The following is a 17,480-nucleotide window of genomic DNA, read 5'->3' as shown; positions in this document are numbered from 1 at the left end:
GCGAGGAGCGAAGCGACGAAGCAATCCAGACTGCCTCCGCGGAGAACAGTCTGGATTACTTCGCTGCGCTCGCAATGACGGGGACAGAGCGGCGCCTACGCCGCCTTCGCCGTGACGATCCAGATCGCGCCCTGCAACGCCACTGACTGCCCCTTGAGGAACGGCGCGAGCATCTCGCGGATCGAGGCTTTTGCCGCGGCATATGTCTCCGGAGGATGGCCCTGCAGAGCGCGGCTGGCGGGGCCGATCTGGAGCGAGCCCTCGACCGCGGCATCGAGCCCGCCACCGATCGCGACATCCATCGCGAGATTGTGCGGCTCCATGGCGACGTCGACGAAGCCCGCGCCCTTCAGGATGCGCGTCACGCGCTCTTCGGAGGCAAAGGCGAACGGGCCAGGCTCTTCCGGCCCGACCGGCGGCATCTTGGGCACATGTTTGTAGACCGCCATCAGCGGCGCCATCATCCAGGGATTTTCCTTCGGCTCGCGCCAGCAGGCAAACGCCAGCCGCCCCGTCGGCTTCAGCGCGCGGCGGAGATTAGTGAAAGAGGCGATAGGGTCAGCGAAGAACATCACGCCGAACCGCGAGGCCAGCAGGTCAAAACTCGCCGGCTCGAACGGATGCACCGTCGCATCCGCCAGCACGAAATCGAGCGGCAGGCCCTTTGGCGCAAACGCGCGCGCCTGCGACAGCATCGGCTCGGAGACGTCGAGCCCGAGCGCAAAGCCATCAGGCGCGACAGCCTTCGCGAACGCGAACGTCGTCGCACCGGAGCCGCAGCCGACATCGAGGATGCGCTCGCCCGGCGTCGGCCTGGCGCGCTCGATCAGCACATCGGCGATGGGGCCGAGCAGGCTTTCCTGCGCCGCATGGCGATCGGCCCAGCGCTGCCCGCTGGGGCCATTCCAATAAGCGATCTGATCGGCGTTCTGCTCGTGTCCGCTAGGGTGTTCCATTGGGGCCTCTGTGGCTCGGTATCGCCCGCCTGCGCCTATTGGCTTCGGCGCGGCAGCCTTCGTTCGCTTCGCGCCAATAAAGTGTGAGGCTGGCTCGCCGAGCCGAAGCTCGCGAAGCGAGCAAAGGCTGGTGGGCGGTGAGAGATTCGAACTCCCGACCCTCTCGGTGTAAACGAGATGCTCTAACCAGCTGAGCTAACCGCCCCACGCCGCTTCTTTATCCCCACCTGCCCCGAACGGGCAAGCGCGGAACGCCAATTCCTGGCCCTCAATCCTGTGGCCGGCCCGCCAGCAGTGGCACCGCGTCGATCCACACTGCCGCCGACTGACACCAGATCTGCCTGACGGGCCGCAATTTGTCGCGCTGGCGGATGCTGCCCCAGCGGATGCCCCAATCGTCCTCCTGGTCGCCCTCGCCGCTCGTGAATAGCGGGGAACCGCAGTCGGCACAGAAGTGCTGGAAGCGCATCCGGCCGTTGTCGCCGCGCTTGCCGTAGATCCTGGGCGTACCGGCCGTCAGCTTGACGTCGGCCTTGGTGCAGATCGCCGTCACCCGGAACGGCGATCCCGTTAGGGTCTGGCAGTCCCGGCAGTGGCAGACCGACACCGTCTCGGGGTCGATCTCGGCTTCAAAGGTAATCTGGCCGCAATGGCATTGCCCGTCGATGTGCATTGTCGTCATCCGCTGCCCCACAGCAAAAACGGCGCCCGAAGGCGCCGTTTTATCATCTTTTCGAGCTGCGATCTCAGTGAGCGGTCAGGCCACCGGCGGCTTCGTCGCCGTCCGGCTTCACCGTCACCTTGGTGTCCTCTTCCCAGACGATCGGCACCGGCTTCTTGACCAGCGCCTTGGCAACGACGTCGTCGAGGCGCGAGACCGGGATGATCTCCATGCCGCCCTTGATCGCATCGGAAATCTCCGTGAGATCCTTGGCGTTGTCCTCGGGGATCAGCACCGTCTTGATGCCACCGCGGGCAGCGGCCAGCAGCTTCTCCTTCAGGCCGCCGATCGGCAGCACGCGGCCGCGCAACGTAATTTCGCCGGTCATCGCGACATCGTGGCGGACCGGGATGCCGGTCATGACCGAGATGATCGCGGTGGCCATCGCCACGCCCGCCGACGGACCGTCCTTCGGCGTCGCGCCTTCCGGCACGTGCACGTGGATGTCGCGGCGGTCGAACAGTGGCGGCTCGATGCCGTAGACGATCGCGCGCGAGCGGACGTAGGACGCCGCCGCCGAGATCGATTCCTTCATGACGTCACGCAGATTGCCCGTGACCGTCATCTTGCCCTTGCCAGGCATCATGACGCCTTCGATCGTCAGCAACTCGCCGCCGACATCGGTCCAGGCAAGGCCGGTGACGATGCCGACCTGCGGCTCGCTCTCGATCTCGCCGTAGCGGTACTTCGGCACGCCGAGCAGCTCTTCCAGAGTCTTCTCGGTGACCTTGACCGACTTCTTCTTAGAGATCATCAGCTCCTTCACCGCCTTGCGGGCGAGTGTGGAGAGCTCACGCTCCAAATTGCGCACGCCCGCTTCGCGGGTGTAGCGGCGGATCAGAAGCAGCAGCGCGTCGTCGTCGATCGAGAACTCCTTGGAGTCCAGGCCGTGCTTGGACACCGCGTTCGGGATCAGGTGCTTGCGCGCGATCTCGACCTTCTCGTTCTCGGTGTAGCCCGCGATCCGGATGATCTCCATGCGGTCCATCAGCGGCCCGGGAATATTGAGCGTATTCGCGGTCGTGATGAACATCACGTTGGAGAGATCGTAGTCGACCTCGAGATAGTGGTCGTTGAAGGTCGCGTTCTGCTCGGGGTCGAGGACCTCGAGCAAAGCCGAGGACGGATCGCCGCGGAAATCGGCGCCCATCTTGTCGATCTCGTCCAGCAGGAACAGCGGATTGGACGACTTCGCCTTCCGCATCGACTGGATGATCTTGCCGGGCATCGAACCGATATAGGTGCGGCGGTGACCGCGGATCTCGGCCTCGTCGCGCACGCCGCCGAGCGACACGCGCACGAATTCGCGCCCCGTCGCCTTCGCGATCGACTTGCCGAGCGAGGTCTTGCCGACACCAGGAGGGCCGACGAGGCACAGGATCGGGCCGGTCAGCTTGTTGGCACGCGACTGCACGGCGAGATACTCGACGATGCGGTCCTTGACCTTCTCCAGCCCGTAGTGATCGGCATCCAGAACCGCCTGCGCGGCTTCCAGATCCTTCTTCACCTTGGACTTCTTGTTCCACGGAATCGACAGCAGCCAATCCAGATAGTTGCGCACGACGGTCGCTTCCGCGGACATCGGCGACATCTGGCGCAGCTTCTTCAATTCATGCTGCGCCTTCTCGCGCGCTTCCTTGGAGAGCTTGGTCTTGGAGATCTTCTCTTCGAGATCGGCGAGCTCGTCGCGACCGTCGTCGTCGCCGAGCTCCTTCTGGATCGCCTTCATCTGCTCGTTGAGATAGTACTCGCGCTGGGTCTTCTCCATCTGGCGCTTGACGCGCGAGCGGATGCGCTTCTCGACCTGGAGCACCGAGATCTCGCTCTCCATCAGGCCCAGCACCTTCTCGAGGCGCTGCGTGACCGACAGCGTCTCCAGGATGCCCTGGCGATCCGCGATCTTGACGGCGAGATGCGAGGCGACGGTGTCGGCGAGCTTGGCGAAATCGGTGATCGCCTGCACGACGCCGACGACCTCGGCCGAGATTTTCTTGTTGAGCTTCACATAGCTCTCGAAGTCGGACACGACCGAGCGCGCCATGGCCTCGGCCTCGACCGACTTCGCATCGGTGTCGGCGAGCGCAATCGCGGTCGCTTCGTAATAGTCGGCGCGATCGGTGTACTTCTGCACGCGCGCCCGCTCGAGCCCTTCGACCAGCACCTTCACGGTGCCGTCGGGAAGCTTCAAGAGCTGGAGCACGCTGGCAAGCGTACCGGTCTCGTAAATGGAATCGGGTGCCGGATCATCGTCGGACGCGTTCTTCTGCGTCGCGAGCATGATCAGCGCGTCGTTCTTCATCACCTCTTCGAGCGCGCGGATCGACTTCTCGCGGCCGACGAAGAGCGGAACGATCATGTGCGGGAAGACGACGATGTCGCGCAGCGGCAGCACGGGATAGGCGTGCGTTTCGCCATGAACGATGGTTGGCCTGGGTTTTGGATTGGTCATGGCCTTTTCCTTTTGCTTTGCCCCCTTGCACGCAGCCCGCCATGCTCATGCGCAACCGCCACAAGGTGCCGAGGTGATCCGCAAAACCGGTCGGTCCTTCTGAGGTTGGACCGGCCTGCCGGATCGGAACTGAGGCGAATCTTGAAGAGAATTTTTGCTCGCCGCCGACATTAGGTGGCTATCGACCCGGGGGGTGTCAAGTCATTGAAAGACGCGCGCCATCAGGCGCTTACGCACGCGAACAAGCGACACAACACCGGCTGCGGAGATATTTTCCGCAGCCCTTACTTGGGGAGACGATTGGAGCGTTCCAGCGCCGTAAAATCAGGCGCTGGCGTTCTCGACGGCGCGATCGGACCGATCGGCATAGATGTAGAGCGGACGCGCCGTTCCTTCCACAACTTCGCGGGAAATCACGACTTCTTCCACACCTTCGAGGCCCGGCAGGTCGAACATGGTCTCGAGCAGGATCGCCTCGAGGATCGAACGCAGCCCGCGCGCACCGGTCTTGCGCTCGATCGCCCTACGGGCCACCGCGCCAAGCGCCTCGTCGGCGAAGGTCAGCTCGATGTTCTCCATCTCGAACAGCCGCTGGTACTGCTTCACCAGCGCGTTCTTCGGCTCGACCAAGATCTTCTTGAGCGAAGCCTCGTCCAGATCCTCCAGCGTCGCCACGACGGGCAGACGGCCGACGAATTCCGGGATCAGGCCATACTTCAGGAGATCCTCCGGCTCGACGTGACGGAAGATTTCGCCGGTGCGGCGGTCTTCCGGCGCGAGCACCTGGGCGGCGAAACCGATCGAGGTCGACCGTCCGCGTGCCGAGATGATCTTTTCGAGGCCCGAGAACGCACCACCGCAGATGAACAGGATATTGGTAGTGTCCACCTGCAGGAACTCCTGCTGCGGATGCTTGCGGCCGCCCTGCGGCGGGACCGAAGCCACCGTGCCTTCCATGATCTTGAGCAGTGCCTGCTGCACGCCCTCACCCGACACGTCGCGCGTGATCGAGGGATTGTCGGACTTGCGGCTGATCTTGTCGATTTCGTCGATATAGACGATGCCGCGCTGGGCACGCTCGACGTTGTAGTCGGCGGCCTGGAGCAGCTTCAGGATGATGTTCTCGACGTCCTCGCCGACGTAGCCGGCTTCGGTCAGCGTCGTCGCATCCGCCATCGTGAACGGCACGTCCAGGATGCGGGCGAGCGTCTGCGCGAGCAGCGTCTTGCCCGAACCGGTCGGACCGATCAGCAGGATGTTCGACTTCGCAAGCTCGACGTCGTTGTGCTTGGTCTGGTGGTTGAGGCGCTTGTAGTGATTGTGCACCGCGACCGAGAGGACCTTCTTCGCATGGTTCTGTCCGATTACGTAATCGTCCAGCACCTTGCAGATTTCCTTCGGCGTCGGAATCCCGTCGCGCGACTTCACCAGCGAGGATTTGTTCTCCTCGCGAATGATGTCCATGCAGAGCTCGACGCACTCGTCGCAAATGAAGACCGTGGGACCCGCGATCAGTTTGCGAACTTCGTGCTGGCTCTTGCCGCAGAACGAGCAATACAGCGTGTTCTTGGAGTCGCTCGTGCCGACCTTACTCATTCATGTCTCCGTCCGCGGTTCGATCCCGTCCGCTCGATCGCCCTATTCCGGCACGACAGCCGGTACAGTCCTTCAAATAGAGCAAATTCCGTACCAAAAAAGACCCTACGCGTTGCATGCCGTGCGAATCACGGTCACTCGATTCTCCGCGATCATAGCCGATCAGTCGTAGCGAACCATGCTGTCACCCGACTATCAAGAATTCGCTAATCGGGGGGCGCCGGCTACCCGTGACAATACCGTGATTTCCGGTCTTGGCACGGGCGAAGTGATCGAAATCACCCCGGCGTTGCTGGATTGCCACGAAAAACAAGCACGAAAGCGGAACTTTCTGCCTGTCGCAGGGCGCAAAACTGCGTTTTGCGACGCGCGCACGTGTCCTTAACGTGAACGCTCCCTGACGGTGCCGGCGATCCCGGAGGGTTCGCCGTCACAGTAGTGCTACGGAGTCTTCGGCGCCGCGGTTTCCTCGGCACGCTTGTCGATGACCCTGTCGACCAAACCGAACTCCTTGGCGTCGCTCGCGGTCAGGAACTTGTCGCGTTCCAGCGCGTCCTCGATCGCCTTGTAGGTCTGGCCGGTGTGCTTCACGTAGATCTCGTTGAGCCGCTTCTTCAGGTTCAGGATTTCCTGTGCGTGCAGCATGATGTCGGTGGCCTGGCCCTGGAAGCCGCCGGAAGGTTGATGCACCATGATGCGCGCGTTCGGCAGCGAGAAGCGCATGTCCTTCTCGCCGGCGCAGAGCAGCAGCGAGCCCATCGAGGCGGCCTGGCCGGTGCACAGCGTCGAGACCGGCGGACGAATGAACTGCATGGTGTCGTAGATCGCGAGGCCCGACGTCACCACGCCGCCCGGCGAGTTGATGTACATCGAGATTTCCTTCTTCGGATTTTCCGCCTCAAGGAACAACAGCTGCGCGACGATCAGCGTCGACATGCCGTCCTCGACCGGCCCGGTCAGGAAGATGATGCGCTCTTTCAGAAGGCGCGAGAAAATGTCGTAGGCGCGCTCGCCACGGTTGGTCTGCTCGACCACCATGGGCACGAGGTTCATGTAGGTTTCAACCGGATCGCGCATGAGTCACCTAGGGTTTTGAAGAGGCGGACATCGCCAGGCCCGGCTGCCAGTCGGGGCTGGATCTGCCGGAAGGCCGATGGACGTCCCGTGATGCAGGAACTTGGTAGAAGAACTTGGTAGAAGCAGAAGGCGTAGCGACAGATATAGCCCAATTCGCGCCTGACAAGTGCGGAGCGAATTAAGGCTTAATCCGTGAGGCAGTTGAAGCTGATTCGTACAAAGAGGCCCAGCCGGCCACCTGGCTAGCTCGACCTCTTCGCTGATCATCCTTAATGCAAGGCTATCCCAAAGGCTCTCCTAAAGGCTCTTCTGGAGCCCTCAGGCGGCGGTCTTTTCCGCCTCGTCGTCCTTGTAGAGATCGTCGCGCGAGACCTTCTTCTCAGTCACCTTGGCAAGCTCGAGGATGAAGTCGACGACCTTGTCCTCATAGATCGGTGCACGAAGCTGGGCCAACGCTTGGGCGTTGCTGCGGTAATAGTCCCAGACCTCCTTCTCGCGGCCCGGCATCGAGCGCGCCCGCTCGATCACGGCGCGGCCGACCTCGTCGTCGGTTACGGAGATCTTGTTCTTCTCGCCGATCTCGGAGAGCACGAGGCCGAGCCGCACGCGGCGGTCGGCGATCTTACGGTACTCTTCCTTGGCGGCGTCTTCAGTGGTGTCCTCGTCGGCGAAGGTCTTGCCGGCGGAGTCCATCTCGGCCTTCACCGAGTTCCACATCAGATTGAACTCCTCGTCGACCAGCGAGGGCGGAGCTTCGAAGCGATGGGCCTCGTCGAGGCGGTCGAGCAGCGCGCGCTTGACGCGCTGGCGCGTCGCGGTCGCGAACTCGGCGACCAGCCGCTCGCGCGCCGCTTCCTTCAGCTTGTCCAGCGATTCGAGGCCGAGTGTCTTGGCGAACTCGTCGTCGATCGCGAGATCCTGCGGCGCCTCGATCAGCGTCGCAGTGGTCTCGAACTCGGCCGGCTGGCCAGCGAGCTTGTCGTTCATGTAGTTCTTGGGGAACGCCACCTTCAGCGTACGGGTCTCGCCCGCGCCGATGCCGATGAGCTGCTCTTCGAAGCCGGGGATGAAGGTGTTGGATCCGATCACGACCTGGATACCCTCGCCGGCGCCGCCCTCGAAGGGCTCGCCGTTGATGGCGCCCTTGAAGGCGACGGTGACGCGATCGCCCGACTCGGCCTTGGCGCCCTCGCCCTTCGCGGCATAGCCACGGTTCGAATCGGCGATGCGCTTGATCGCCTCGTCGACGTCGGCGTCGGTGACTTCGGCGACGGGCTTCTCGACCTCGAAGGTCTTGAAGTCGGCGAGCGCGATCGACGGCACCACCTCGATCGCAACCGTGTAGGTCAGATCGGTTTTGCCGTTGAGCAGCTCCTCGACCTCAGCCTGCTCGGTCGGCATGGTGATCTTGGGTTCGGTCGCAAGGCGGAAGCCGCGCTCGGAGAACAGCTGCGTATTGGTGTCACGAATGGTCTGGTCGATGGTCTCGGCCATCACCGAGCGGCCATAGACCTTCTTGAGGTGCGTGACCGGCACCTTGCCGGGACGGAAGCCGTTGATGCGAACCTTGTCCTTGAGGTCGACGAGCTTGGCACCGGCCTTGGCGTCGAGATCAGACGCGGGAACGCTGATCTTGAACTCGCGCTTCAAACCTTCCGAGAGGGTTTCTGTGACCTGCATGGTGTCCAATCTTCTTCTCGTTCGGTCCCGGCGCGCATGCGTCGGGACGCTGTCATTAATCGATCCGGCGCGAGGCGAACGCCTCAACGCCGGTGGTTCATCGGACCGACTTCCGGCGGACAAACATCCGCGCGGGAGCAGATCGCGTAATCCGTGCAAACGCTGAAAGCGCTTGGTGCGGGCGGAGGGACTCGAACCCCCACAACTTTCGTCACTGGAACCTAAATCCAGCGCGTCTACCAGTTCCGCCACGCCCGCGTAAATTTGCATCAAGACCGGCCGCGATGCCGCGGGCGGCGGGCTTATAGCATGTGCCCGCCTGTTCGCAGCAAAAAAATGGCCCGATAGAGGCAGGGCTTCAACTAGGCACGACGGCTGGACTTATCCAGCACGGCGTGGTCGGGATCGGCCATGAAGACGCGGATTTTCGACCCGACGAGGCGCGAGGTTTTGGCCGTACTTGGAGTCGGCGTTGGAGCCTCTGCGGCCGGGCTGATGGCGGGCGGCGCAGTCCCGGCCATGACCGCCCAGCTCGCCCTTCAAGCGAGGCCGGCGACGCTGGCTCTGAGGCCGGGTCAGCCGGCTACACCCATCTGGGAGCTGGCTGCCGTAAGCCACCTCGGGGATGTCCGTCTCAAACGTGGCGACCGCTGCGAGGTGGTCTTTCGCAACGGCCTGCCCGTACCGCTTGCACCAGTCTGGTACGGCCTCAATGGCCCGGACGCGGCCGACCCGCTTCGAGGACGCAGCCCGACGGCCCCGGACGCGACGGAAACATCAATTATTTCAGTGCCAAACGCAGGAACCCTGCTGGCCGACTTTCGCCTGTTCGAGGACAGCCTGAAGCAGCCCGCGCGCCCGCTTCCGATCATCGCCACCGAGACCAACGCGGTCGCCGCCGATCGCGACGTGGTCCTCTTGATCGAGGAATGGCGGCTGCGGCCGGATGGGACCGCGCTTCTCCCGGGCCGGGACCCGAAGGACACGTCCCCGCTCTATACAATCAACGGAACGACTTCATTCGAACTCTCAGCTTCGGCGAATGAGCGGCTGCGGCTGCGCTTTATCAACGGCTCGCAACGTTCTGTTCTGGCGATCAAATTGGAAAGTCACGAGGTCCAGGTGCTGGCCCTGGACGGACAGCCGGCTGAGCCGTTCCCGGCTCGCAACGGCGCCCTGGTGCTGGCTCCCGGCGCACGCGCCGACGCCTTCGTGGATGCGGCCACATCGGCCCCATTCCTGCTGCATGACGGCAATGAGGCGCGCCAGGTCGGCCGCCTGACGGTCTCCGGCAAGCTTGAGCGGCGCGCGCCGCTGTTGCCGCCGCAGCCGCTCCCTCCGAATGACCTGCCCGAGCGACTCGATCTGAAAGGCGCCCTGCGGTTCGATGTCGCGCTCGGGGCAGCCGACGCCGGGTGGGTACGGCCCGCAAATTTCTCGACGTTCTCCGCCCCCGCCTTTCGCACCAAGGCCGGCCGCACCGTCGTGCTGGCGCTCAAGAACCCCGCACCCGTCGCCATCGTCGTCCATCTGCACGGCCACCATTTCCGCCTGCTCGACAAGCTCGACGACGGCTGGAAGCCCTATTGGCTCGACACGCTCGCGATCGAACCCGGCCAGACTCAGCGCATCGCGTTCGCTGCGGCCTCCGCCGGGCGGTGGCTGATCGAAACCGTCGTAACCGAATGGGCCGCCCCGCGGCTGGTGCGCTGGTGCGGGGTGGAGTGAGGGGCTCCGACTAGGCGTGCGGCTTGGCTGTGAGTTCGATCCCGAGCGCCTTCATCACCGCAATAGTCGTTTTCAGCGTCGGATTGCCGTTGGTGCTGAACGAGCGATAGAGCTGCTCGCGAGAAAGACCAGTCTCTTTGGCGATCTGCGTCATCCCCTTGGCGCGGGCGACGACCCCAAGTGCATGGGCGATATAGGCCGCATCCTCGGTCTTGAACGCCTCTTCCATGAACACGGCAATGGCCTCGTCGGACTGCAGGTCTTCGGCCGGGTCATAGGTCGTCAGCTTCTCGCCCATCTCATTCGCTCCACATCTCGGCAAGGCGCTTCGCCGCCTTGATGTCTTTCACCTGCGTGCTCTTGTCGCCCCCGCACAGCAAAACGATGGTCGCGTTGCCCCGCTTCCGAAAATAGATGCGATATCCGGGCCCGTGATGAATACGCAGCTCGCTCACACGGTCGCCCACCGGTTCGACTTCGCCTGCGTGCCCATGAGCCAACCGATCCAATCGCGAAGCAATCAGCGCTCTGGCACGCTCATCCTTGAGACGTGATCGCCACTTCCGAAACGTCTCAGTCTGCTTTCAATCACATGTAGTTTCTAGACTACAATGTTCACAAATGAAGTGGTCTACGCATCCAGAGGTACCGAGCGTCGGGTTCTTTCTCCTCGTTTCGGGTCCCGTTGGTCTGCTCGATCAACGTAAACTGGCGCGCTTCATAGAAGCGCCTTGCGCGCGCATTGCACTGGAAGGTCCAGAGCTCCAGCCGTTCGTTGGCATGCTTGGCGACGTCGAGAAGTTCGGCGCCAGTCCCCCGCCCTTGAACAGCAGGAAGCACGTAAAGCTGCTCGATCCAGCCGTCACGGAAAGCGATGATCCCGCTCAGTACATCGCCGTTGAAGCGTCCCCACACGCGGCACGTCGCGAACACATGCTCGCGGTAGAACCAGTGATCCTCGTCCGGCGTATGCAGCCCAGCGAGCCAGGGCATCGCATGGTTGAATGCAGCCCGGTGAACCTGCGCCGCCGCGCCCATATCGGTGAGCGCGAGCTGCCTGAGCATTAGTACTCGATCCCCAGGGCACCATAGATCCGCCGGTGCACGGCGGGCAGCGTCTCGGTGAGATCCTCCGCGATCAGGCCCGGCCCCGCCTCGCTGCCCGCTTCGCCATGCATCCAGACGGCGATGCTGGCGGCTTCGAACGCCGGGACGCCTTGCGCCAGCAGCCCTGCGATGATGCCGGCGAGCACGTCGCCGGCACCCGCGGTGGCGAGCCAGGGCGGTGCGTTGGCGGCGATGGTGGCGCGGCCGTCGGGCGCGGCAATCGTGGTGTCCGCGCCCTTCAGCAGCACGACCGCGCCGGAGCGTTCGGCGGCGGCGCGCACGCGCTCGATCTTCGAGCGCCCCGGATGTTTATTGCTGAGGTCGGAGAACAGCCGCGGGAACTCGCCCTCGTGCGGCGTCAGCACTACCGCCTTGTCCTGCGACGTCTTGATCGATTCGAACAGGCGCTCGGGATTGGCGGCAAAGCTCGTCAGCGCATCCGCGTCGAGCACCAGGCGCCGCTGCGCGTTAAGCGCCGTGTGGACGAGATCGCAGGTGCGCTCGCCGACCCCCGCGCCGGGGCCGATCATGCAGGTGTTGTAGCGCTTGTCACCGAGCAGCTCGCCGAACTCGATGGCGGTATCGACGGGGCGAACCATCACCGCGGTGAGCGCAGCTGCATTGATCGCCAGCGCATCACGCGGCGTAGCCAGAGTCACCAGGCCCGCCCCGGCGCGCAACGCCCCGCGCGCGGCGAGCCGCGCCGCACCGGTCGCGGCCGCATCGCCCGAGACCGCCAGCACATGGCCTCGCGCGTATTTATGGCCGTCGATGCGCGGCACCGGAAAGGCTGCGCCCCAGAAGTCCGGATCGTTCTCGAAAATCTGCGGCGCGATCTCGTCCAGCACCTGCGCCTCGATGCCGATGTCGGCGACGCGGACGTGGCCGCAATGCATGCGCCCCGGCAGCAGCAGATGCGCCGGCTTCTTGCGGAAGAAGGTGACGGTCTCGGTGGCGTTCACCGCCACGCCCAGCACGGCCGCGCTGGTGCCGTTGATGCCGCTTGGCAGATCGACCGCGAGCACCGGCGCACCGTTGGCGTTGATCGCCTCGATCACCTCACGTGCCTCGCCGTCGACCGGACGGCTGAGGCCCGCGCCGAACAGCGCATCGATGATCAGCGCCGGTCGCCCGATCGCCTGCGGGTTGAACGGGAGCACCGGGTGTTTCCAGCCCCGTGCCGCCGAGGCCGCATCGCCCTGGAGCTGGTCCCGCTCGCACATCAGGATGACCGAGACCTCGCGGCCTTGCGCGGCGAGCTCGGCGGCTGCGACAAAACCGTCCCCACCGTTGTTGCCGGGGCCGGCCACGATCAGGATCGGCCCCTCCTCCACCAGCGCGTTGGCGGCCTCGGCGACCGCCTGGCCAGCACTGAGCATCAGCTTGAAGCCGGGGGTGCCTGCCGCAATGCTGAGCTGGTCGGCACGCTGCATTTCGGCGTTGGTCAGAACTTCCATGCCACTTCCCTGTCCAAAAGCCTTTTCAAGAGGCACGTTCTGCGTCGGGCGATCCGACGGAACAACGATCTGCACAAATATTGGACCATTTGCCTATTCCGTAGTCTGCGGTATTTTGTGCGGGTCGGCGCCACCTATCAGAGCTGCACGTTAAAAGGCTGATAACGCTCCAATAATCAGGGCATTTGCAACTTGGCATAGACCCTGCTTTCGCGGAAGTCGCTTCGGTTCGTCGTGCTCACTGGCATTTATCAGGGTGTGGCCGGCCGTTGTTGCCGGACTGGTCAGGGATCCCGGCATAGCGAAGACAAGATCGTGCGTTAAGAAAAGCGCATCCTGACGAAGACGTTGCTATTTGTTCGAAAGGCCGGGAGGCGCGCAGTGAAGAAGATCGAAGCCATCATCAAGCCATTCAAGCTCGACGAGGTGAAGGAAGCGCTTCAGGAAGTCGGCCTTCAGGGCATCACCGTCACCGAAGCCAAGGGCTTCGGCCGGCAGAAGGGTCACGCCGAGCTGTACCGCGGCGCAGAATACATCGTCGACTTCCTGCCCAAGGTGAAGATCGAGATCGTGATCGGCGACGATCTGGTCGAGCGCGCCATCGACGCAATCCGCCGCGCAGCGCAAACCGGGCGCATCGGCGATGGCAAGATTTTCGTCTCCAACATCGAAGAGGCGATCCGCATCCGAACCGGCGAATCCGGGCTGGACGCTATCTGAGCCGGGTGCTATCCCGCATTTTGCGACATTCTGACAAGAAATAGGCTGCTTCGGCGGCCTCATTTTGTTTGTGCCTCGCGCGCCTCAAGAAGCGTGAACACGGTCGCTTGAAGCTTGGAAACCGACCCGCAGAGCCAAAAGGGGTATGCATGAAGACCGCCAAAGACGTCCTGAAATCGATCAAGGACAACGACGTCAAATACGTCGACCTGCGCTTCACCGATCCGCGCGGCAAGTGGCAGCACGTCACCTTCGACATCAGCATGATCGATGAAGACATTTTCGCCGAAGGAACGATGTTCGACGGCTCCTCGATCGCCGGCTGGAAGGCGATCAACGAGTCCGACATGTGCCTGATGCCCGATCCGGTGACCGCGACGATCGATCCGTTCTTCGCCGAGACCACCATGGTCATCACCTGCGACGTGCTCGAGCCGACCACCGGCGAGCCCTACAACCGCGACCCCCGCGGCATCGCCAAGAAGGCCGAGGCGATGGTGAAGTCGATGGGCGTCGGCGACACCGTGTTCGTCGGCCCCGAAGCCGAGTTCTTCGTGTTCGACGACGTGCGCTTCTCCGCCAACCCCTACAGCACCGGCTTCCGTCTCGACTCCTCGGAGCTGCCGACCAACTCCGACACCGAATATGAAGGCGGCAACCTCGGCCACCGCGTCCGCACCAAGGGCGGCTACTTCCCGGTACCGCCGCAGGATTCCGTGCAGGACATGCGCTCGGAGATGCTCGGCGCCATGGCCAAGATGGGCGTGAAGGTCGAGAAGCATCATCACGAAGTCGCTTCCGCCCAGCACGAGCTCGGCATGAAGTTCGACACGCTGACCTTGATGGCCGACCACATGCAGATCTACAAATACTGCATCCACCAGGTTGCGCACATCTACGGCAAGACCGCCACCTTCATGCCGAAGCCGGTCTTCGGCGACAACGGCTCGGGCATGCACGTGCACCAGTCGATCTGGAAGGACGGCAAGCCGGTGTTCGCCGGCAACAAATACGCCGACCTGTCGGAGACCTGCCTCCATTACATCGGCGGCATCATCAAGCACGCCAAGGCGATCAACGCCTTCACCAACCCGTCGACCAACTCCTACAAGCGTCTGGTCCCGGGCTACGAGGCTCCCGTGCTGCTCGCCTATTCCGCGCGCAACCGCTCGGCCTCCTGCCGCATCCCCTACACCGCTTCGCCGAAGGCCAAGCGCGTCGAGGTGCGTTTCCCAGATCCGCTCGCCAATCCCTATCTCGGCTTCGCCGCGATGCTGATGGCCGGCCTCGACGGTATCAAGAACAAGATCGATCCGGGTCCGGCGATGGACAAGGACCTCTACGATCTGCCGAAGGAAGAGCTGAAGCAGATCCCGACGGTGTGCGGCAGCTTGCGCGAGGCACTCGAAAATCTCGACAAGGACCGCGGCTTCCTGAAGAACGGCGGCGTGTTCGACGACGACTTCATCGACGCCTATATCGAGCTGAAGATGACCGAAGTCGCCCGCTTCGAGATGACACCGCATCCGGTCGAGTTCGAAATGTACTATTCGGGCTAAGGGGCCCGAACGACCGCGACACACGAAAGGCGCCCCTCGGGGCGCCTTTTTTGTTTGTGGTCCTCGACTTTCGTTCTGTGTCTGACTCCACTTCGTTCTCAAAGAACGAATCGGAATCGAGAAAACCGGCGCGCACCATTTCTTGATAACTGGTTTATTACGCCCGAGAGATCGAGGCCGCCTTCACGCCGTCACCCGACAGCGACTGGATTTGCTTCGCTGCGCTCACGATGACGATGGTTATAGGCCTCGGCGCGCTCCGCAGCTACGCCGCCGCGCGCTGCTTCGCCACCATCGCCTCACCGAACGCCTCGAACAGTTTTCGGTTGATCGGATTGTGCTGCGGGTCGTATTCGGCGTGCCATTGCACCCCGAGTGCAAAGGCCTTGGCTTCCGCGATGCGGATTGCCTCGATGGTGCCGTCCTCGGCGATGCCCTCGATCAGCACGCGCTTGCCGGGATCGAGGATGCCCTGGCCGTGCAGCGAATTGACCCTGATCTTGTTACAGCCGAGCAATTCTGCGAACGCGCCGCCCGGCGTCAGATCGACGTCGTGACGATCGGCGAACACCACGGTCGGATCGGGATGGATCTCGCCGTTCTCGAGCCTCGGCATGCGGTGGTTCATGCGGCCCGGGATTTCGCGGATCTCGGGATGCAGCGAGCCGCCGAAGGCGACGTTCATCTCCTGGAGGCCCCGGCAGATGCCGAACAGCGGGATGCCGCGGGCAACGCATGCGACCGAGAGCGCCAGCGCCACCTCGTCGCGGTGGATGTCGTAGGGCTCGTGCGCCTCACACGGATCGACGTTGAAACGGGTTGGGTGGACATTGGCGCGAGCACCGGTGAGCACGATGCCGTCGACAGTGTCGAGCAGCGCGCCGATATCGGTGATATCGGGCGAGCCCGCGAACATCACCGGCAGGCCGCCGGACACCTCGGCCACGGCGCGCAGATTACGCTCGCCGACCATCTGGACCTGAAATCGATTTTCAACGCGATGGGCGTTCCCGATCACGCCGACGACCGGCTTTCTCATCTCCCGTTCAGACCTTTCGCCGAAGACGATTCTCCAAACATGCCCCTGGGATGGAACAAATTCAACAGAAGGGTACGCGGGACGGCAATGCTATTTTCGCGCAAATGGCCGGGCGGAGGACGGGCATGGCCCCCTCTCTCGCCGGCGTCCGTGGCCCGCAGGGCCAAGGACGCGTCAATCGCGCCAGAGCCTGGCTTGATCCGAGGCGGGATTTCGCGAAAGAGTACCCGCCTGCCGCCTTCGCATAGGAGCCGATGTGACCATTCCCGCAGATGAACGGCCCCGGACCCGCACCGATCTGGCCTGGGCGATCTCGGTCGGGGGCATCGGAATCGTGCTGTTCGCGGCAATGCTGGTCTTCACCTGGTATTTTGCAGCTACCCTGCTCCTGATCTTCACCGGCATGCTGCTGGGCGTCGGCCTCAACGCGCTGACCAACGCGCTTGGCCGCCGCGTGCACCTGCCCCACGCGGTCCGGCTCGCGATCGTCTGTGCCGCGCTGGCGGTAATGCTCGCAGGCGTTGCTTATCTCGGCGGCGCCACCATTGCCGAGCAGGCCTCGCTGCTGAGCAAGACAATCAAGTCGCAGATCACCAACGTCCGGTCCTTCCTCGAAAACCATGGGATCGACACCAGCTTCTTCGATCTCGGCAACGCCGCGCCCGCCGCCTCCACGGATGCGACGCCGGCGCCCGCGCCGAACTCGGGCTCGCACGGCGGATTGCCGGGCGCAGGCGCGCTGGCCTCGAGCGGCGGCGCGATCGTGAGCCAGACTTTCAAGCTGCTGCTCGGCACCATCAGCGCGGTCGGCAACATCTTCATCGTGCTGTTCCTGGGGCTCGCCTTCGCCGCCCAGCCCGCGGTCTATCATGACGGCCTGTTGTTTCTCGCGCCGGCCAGGCATCGCGCCCGCATCACCCTGATCATCGACGGTATCGGCGAGACGCTGGAGCGCTGGCTGATCGCGCAGATCATCGTGATGCTTGCGGTCGGCGTGGTGACCTGGATCGGGCTCGTCCTCATCGGCATTCCCGGCTCGTTCATCCTGGGGATTCAGGCAGGCCTGCTCGCCTTCATTCCGACGGTGGGCGCCATCATAGCCGGCGTCGTGGTCGTGCTGGCGAGCCTCGCCTCAGGATGGATTCCGGCGCTGTCGGCCTTTCTCCTCTTCATGGGCGTGCACGCCATGGAGAGCTATGTGCTGACGCCGATCCTTCAGCGGCAGGCACTGGACATTCCGCCGGCCACGCTGTTCGCGTTCCAGATCCTGCTCGGCGTCGTGTTCGGAATCTGGGGCCTGGCGCTGGCGCTGCCGCTGGTCGCCATCGCCAAGGTGATGATCGACCATTTCAAGACGTATGAAGCGCCGCCTCTGGCGGAGGCGGCCTGAG

General features: G+C 63.5%; 14 protein-coding genes, 2 tRNA genes and 1 pseudogene. 4 read left to right on the top strand and 13 right to left on the bottom strand.

Annotated elements, in window-relative coordinates:
• Positions 1–95: 95 nt before the first annotated feature.
• From BRA1253DRAFT_RS39545 to BRA1253DRAFT_RS39510, 8 genes are all read right to left on the bottom strand, one after another.
• The gene (locus BRA1253DRAFT_RS39545; RefSeq protein WP_007603506.1) at positions 96–956 is read right to left on the bottom strand and encodes a class I SAM-dependent methyltransferase; all 861 of its coding nucleotides are present in this window, start codon (positions 954–956) and stop codon (positions 96–98) included.
• Between the two features lie 128 nt (positions 957–1,084).
• Positions 1,085–1,161: transfer RNA gene (locus BRA1253DRAFT_RS39540), tRNA-Val, on the bottom strand.
• Positions 1,162–1,224: 63 nt separating this feature from the next.
• Positions 1,225–1,629, bottom strand: a complete 405-nt coding sequence (locus BRA1253DRAFT_RS39535) for a GFA family protein (RefSeq protein ID WP_007603505.1) — start codon at positions 1,627–1,629, stop codon at positions 1,225–1,227.
• Between the two features lie 73 nt (positions 1,630–1,702).
• Positions 1,703–4,126: an endopeptidase La gene (gene lon, locus BRA1253DRAFT_RS39530; protein ID WP_007603504.1), complete on the bottom strand. Its 2,424-nt coding sequence runs from the start codon at positions 4,124–4,126 to the stop codon at positions 1,703–1,705.
• A gap of 324 nt (positions 4,127–4,450) precedes the next feature.
• Complete coding sequence (gene clpX, locus BRA1253DRAFT_RS39525; RefSeq protein WP_007603503.1) at positions 4,451–5,722, bottom strand: ATP-dependent Clp protease ATP-binding subunit ClpX; 1,272 nt, start codon at positions 5,720–5,722, stop codon at positions 4,451–4,453.
• Between the two features lie 441 nt (positions 5,723–6,163).
• Entirely contained in the window at positions 6,164–6,799 is a 636-nt protein-coding gene (locus BRA1253DRAFT_RS39520; RefSeq protein WP_007603501.1) for an ATP-dependent Clp protease proteolytic subunit, read from the bottom strand.
• A 318-nt stretch (positions 6,800–7,117) separates the two neighbouring features.
• Positions 7,118–8,479: a trigger factor gene (tig, locus tag BRA1253DRAFT_RS39515; protein WP_007603500.1), complete on the bottom strand. Its 1,362-nt coding sequence runs from the start codon at positions 8,477–8,479 to the stop codon at positions 7,118–7,120.
• Between the two features lie 173 nt (positions 8,480–8,652).
• Positions 8,653–8,737 (bottom strand) — tRNA-Leu (locus BRA1253DRAFT_RS39510).
• 153 nt (positions 8,738–8,890) lie between these two features.
• Between BRA1253DRAFT_RS39510 and BRA1253DRAFT_RS39505 the strand changes: the two genes are divergently transcribed.
• Positions 8,891–10,207: a multicopper oxidase family protein gene (locus BRA1253DRAFT_RS39505; protein ID WP_007603499.1), complete on the top strand. Its 1,317-nt coding sequence runs from the start codon at positions 8,891–8,893 to the stop codon at positions 10,205–10,207.
• A gap of 10 nt (positions 10,208–10,217) precedes the next feature.
• Here BRA1253DRAFT_RS39505 and BRA1253DRAFT_RS39500 read toward each other — a convergent pair whose 3' ends face one another.
• The 4 genes and pseudogenes from BRA1253DRAFT_RS39500 to BRA1253DRAFT_RS39485 form a co-directional block, all read right to left on the bottom strand.
• Positions 10,218–10,505, bottom strand: coding sequence for an addiction module antidote protein (locus BRA1253DRAFT_RS39500; protein ID WP_007603498.1), 288 nt, complete (start codon positions 10,503–10,505; stop codon positions 10,218–10,220).
• 1 nt (position 10,506) lies between these two features.
• Positions 10,507–10,791: pseudogene (locus BRA1253DRAFT_RS39495) on the bottom strand (type II toxin-antitoxin system RelE/ParE family toxin); the annotation flags it as partial.
• Positions 10,792–10,822: 31 nt separating this feature from the next.
• Positions 10,823–11,272 (bottom strand): N-acetyltransferase, encoded by a 450-nt coding sequence (locus tag BRA1253DRAFT_RS39490; protein WP_007603497.1) that lies wholly within the window; start codon positions 11,270–11,272, stop codon positions 10,823–10,825.
• Entirely contained in the window at positions 11,272–12,771 is a 1,500-nt protein-coding gene (locus tag BRA1253DRAFT_RS39485) for a bifunctional ADP-dependent NAD(P)H-hydrate dehydratase/NAD(P)H-hydrate epimerase (RefSeq protein WP_007603496.1), read from the bottom strand. The genes BRA1253DRAFT_RS39490 and BRA1253DRAFT_RS39485 overlap by 1 nt, the downstream gene beginning before the upstream one ends.
• 381 nt (positions 12,772–13,152) lie before the next feature.
• Here BRA1253DRAFT_RS39485 and BRA1253DRAFT_RS39480 point away from each other — a divergent pair, with 381 nt between their 5' ends.
• Together BRA1253DRAFT_RS39480 and glnA are read left to right on the top strand one after the other, a co-directional pair.
• Complete coding sequence (locus BRA1253DRAFT_RS39480; RefSeq protein WP_007603495.1) at positions 13,153–13,491, top strand: P-II family nitrogen regulator; 339 nt, start codon at positions 13,153–13,155, stop codon at positions 13,489–13,491.
• Positions 13,492–13,640: 149 nt separating this feature from the next.
• A complete protein-coding gene (gene glnA / locus BRA1253DRAFT_RS39475; protein WP_007603494.1) occupies positions 13,641–15,050 on the top strand; it encodes a type I glutamate--ammonia ligase in 1,410 nt (469 codons plus the stop codon).
• 265 nt (positions 15,051–15,315) lie between these two features.
• On the opposite strand, the gene BRA1253DRAFT_RS39470 is transcribed toward glnA, so the two are convergent.
• Positions 15,316–16,089 carry a gamma-glutamyl-gamma-aminobutyrate hydrolase family protein gene (locus tag BRA1253DRAFT_RS39470; RefSeq protein ID WP_007603493.1) on the bottom strand — a complete coding sequence of 258 codons (774 nt, stop codon included), beginning with the start codon at positions 16,087–16,089 and terminating at the stop codon, positions 15,316–15,318.
• 256 nt (positions 16,090–16,345) lie between these two features.
• Between BRA1253DRAFT_RS39470 and BRA1253DRAFT_RS39460 the strand changes: the two genes are divergently transcribed.
• On the top strand, positions 16,346–17,479 hold the full coding sequence (locus tag BRA1253DRAFT_RS39460; protein ID WP_007603489.1) for an AI-2E family transporter: 1,134 nt from the start codon (positions 16,346–16,348) through the stop codon (positions 17,477–17,479).
• The last annotated feature ends 1 nt before the right edge of the window (position 17,480 follow it).

The sequence above is a fragment of the Bradyrhizobium sp. WSM1253 genome, assembly GCF_000244935.1.
GTDB lineage: Bacteria > Pseudomonadota > Alphaproteobacteria > Rhizobiales > Xanthobacteraceae > Bradyrhizobium > Bradyrhizobium canariense.
Note: the sequence above shows the minus strand (reverse complement) of the source record. Positions and strands in the feature narration are given on the sequence as shown.

Excerpts from the sequence above, each read along its gene's own strand:
- BRA1253DRAFT_RS39470 (WP_007603493.1), bottom strand. The coding sequence starts at position 16,089 with ATGAGAAAGCCGGTCGTCGGCGTGATCGGGAACGCCCATCGCGTTGAA.
- BRA1253DRAFT_RS39505 (WP_007603499.1), top strand. The coding sequence starts at position 8,891 with ATGAAGACGCGGATTTTCGACCCGACGAGGCGCGAGGTTTTGGCCGTA.
- BRA1253DRAFT_RS39535 (WP_007603505.1), bottom strand. The coding sequence starts at position 1,629 with ATGCACATCGACGGGCAATGCCATTGCGGCCAGATTACCTTTGAAGCC.
- lon (WP_007603504.1), bottom strand. The coding sequence starts at position 4,126 with ATGACCAATCCAAAACCCAGGCCAACCATCGTTCATGGCGAAACGCAC.
- BRA1253DRAFT_RS39545 (WP_007603506.1), bottom strand. The coding sequence starts at position 956 with ATGGAACACCCTAGCGGACACGAGCAGAACGCCGATCAGATCGCTTAT.
- clpX (WP_007603503.1), bottom strand. The coding sequence starts at position 5,722 with ATGAGTAAGGTCGGCACGAGCGACTCCAAGAACACGCTGTATTGCTCG.
- BRA1253DRAFT_RS39485 (WP_007603496.1), bottom strand. The coding sequence starts at position 12,771 with ATGGAAGTTCTGACCAACGCCGAAATGCAGCGTGCCGACCAGCTCAGC.
- tig (WP_007603500.1), bottom strand. The coding sequence starts at position 8,479 with ATGCAGGTCACAGAAACCCTCTCGGAAGGTTTGAAGCGCGAGTTCAAG.
- BRA1253DRAFT_RS39520 (WP_007603501.1), bottom strand. The coding sequence starts at position 6,799 with ATGCGCGATCCGGTTGAAACCTACATGAACCTCGTGCCCATGGTGGTC.
- glnA (WP_007603494.1), top strand. The coding sequence starts at position 13,641 with ATGAAGACCGCCAAAGACGTCCTGAAATCGATCAAGGACAACGACGTC.
- BRA1253DRAFT_RS39500 (WP_007603498.1), bottom strand. The coding sequence starts at position 10,505 with ATGGGCGAGAAGCTGACGACCTATGACCCGGCCGAAGACCTGCAGTCC.
- BRA1253DRAFT_RS39490 (WP_007603497.1), bottom strand. The coding sequence starts at position 11,272 with ATGCTCAGGCAGCTCGCGCTCACCGATATGGGCGCGGCGGCGCAGGTT.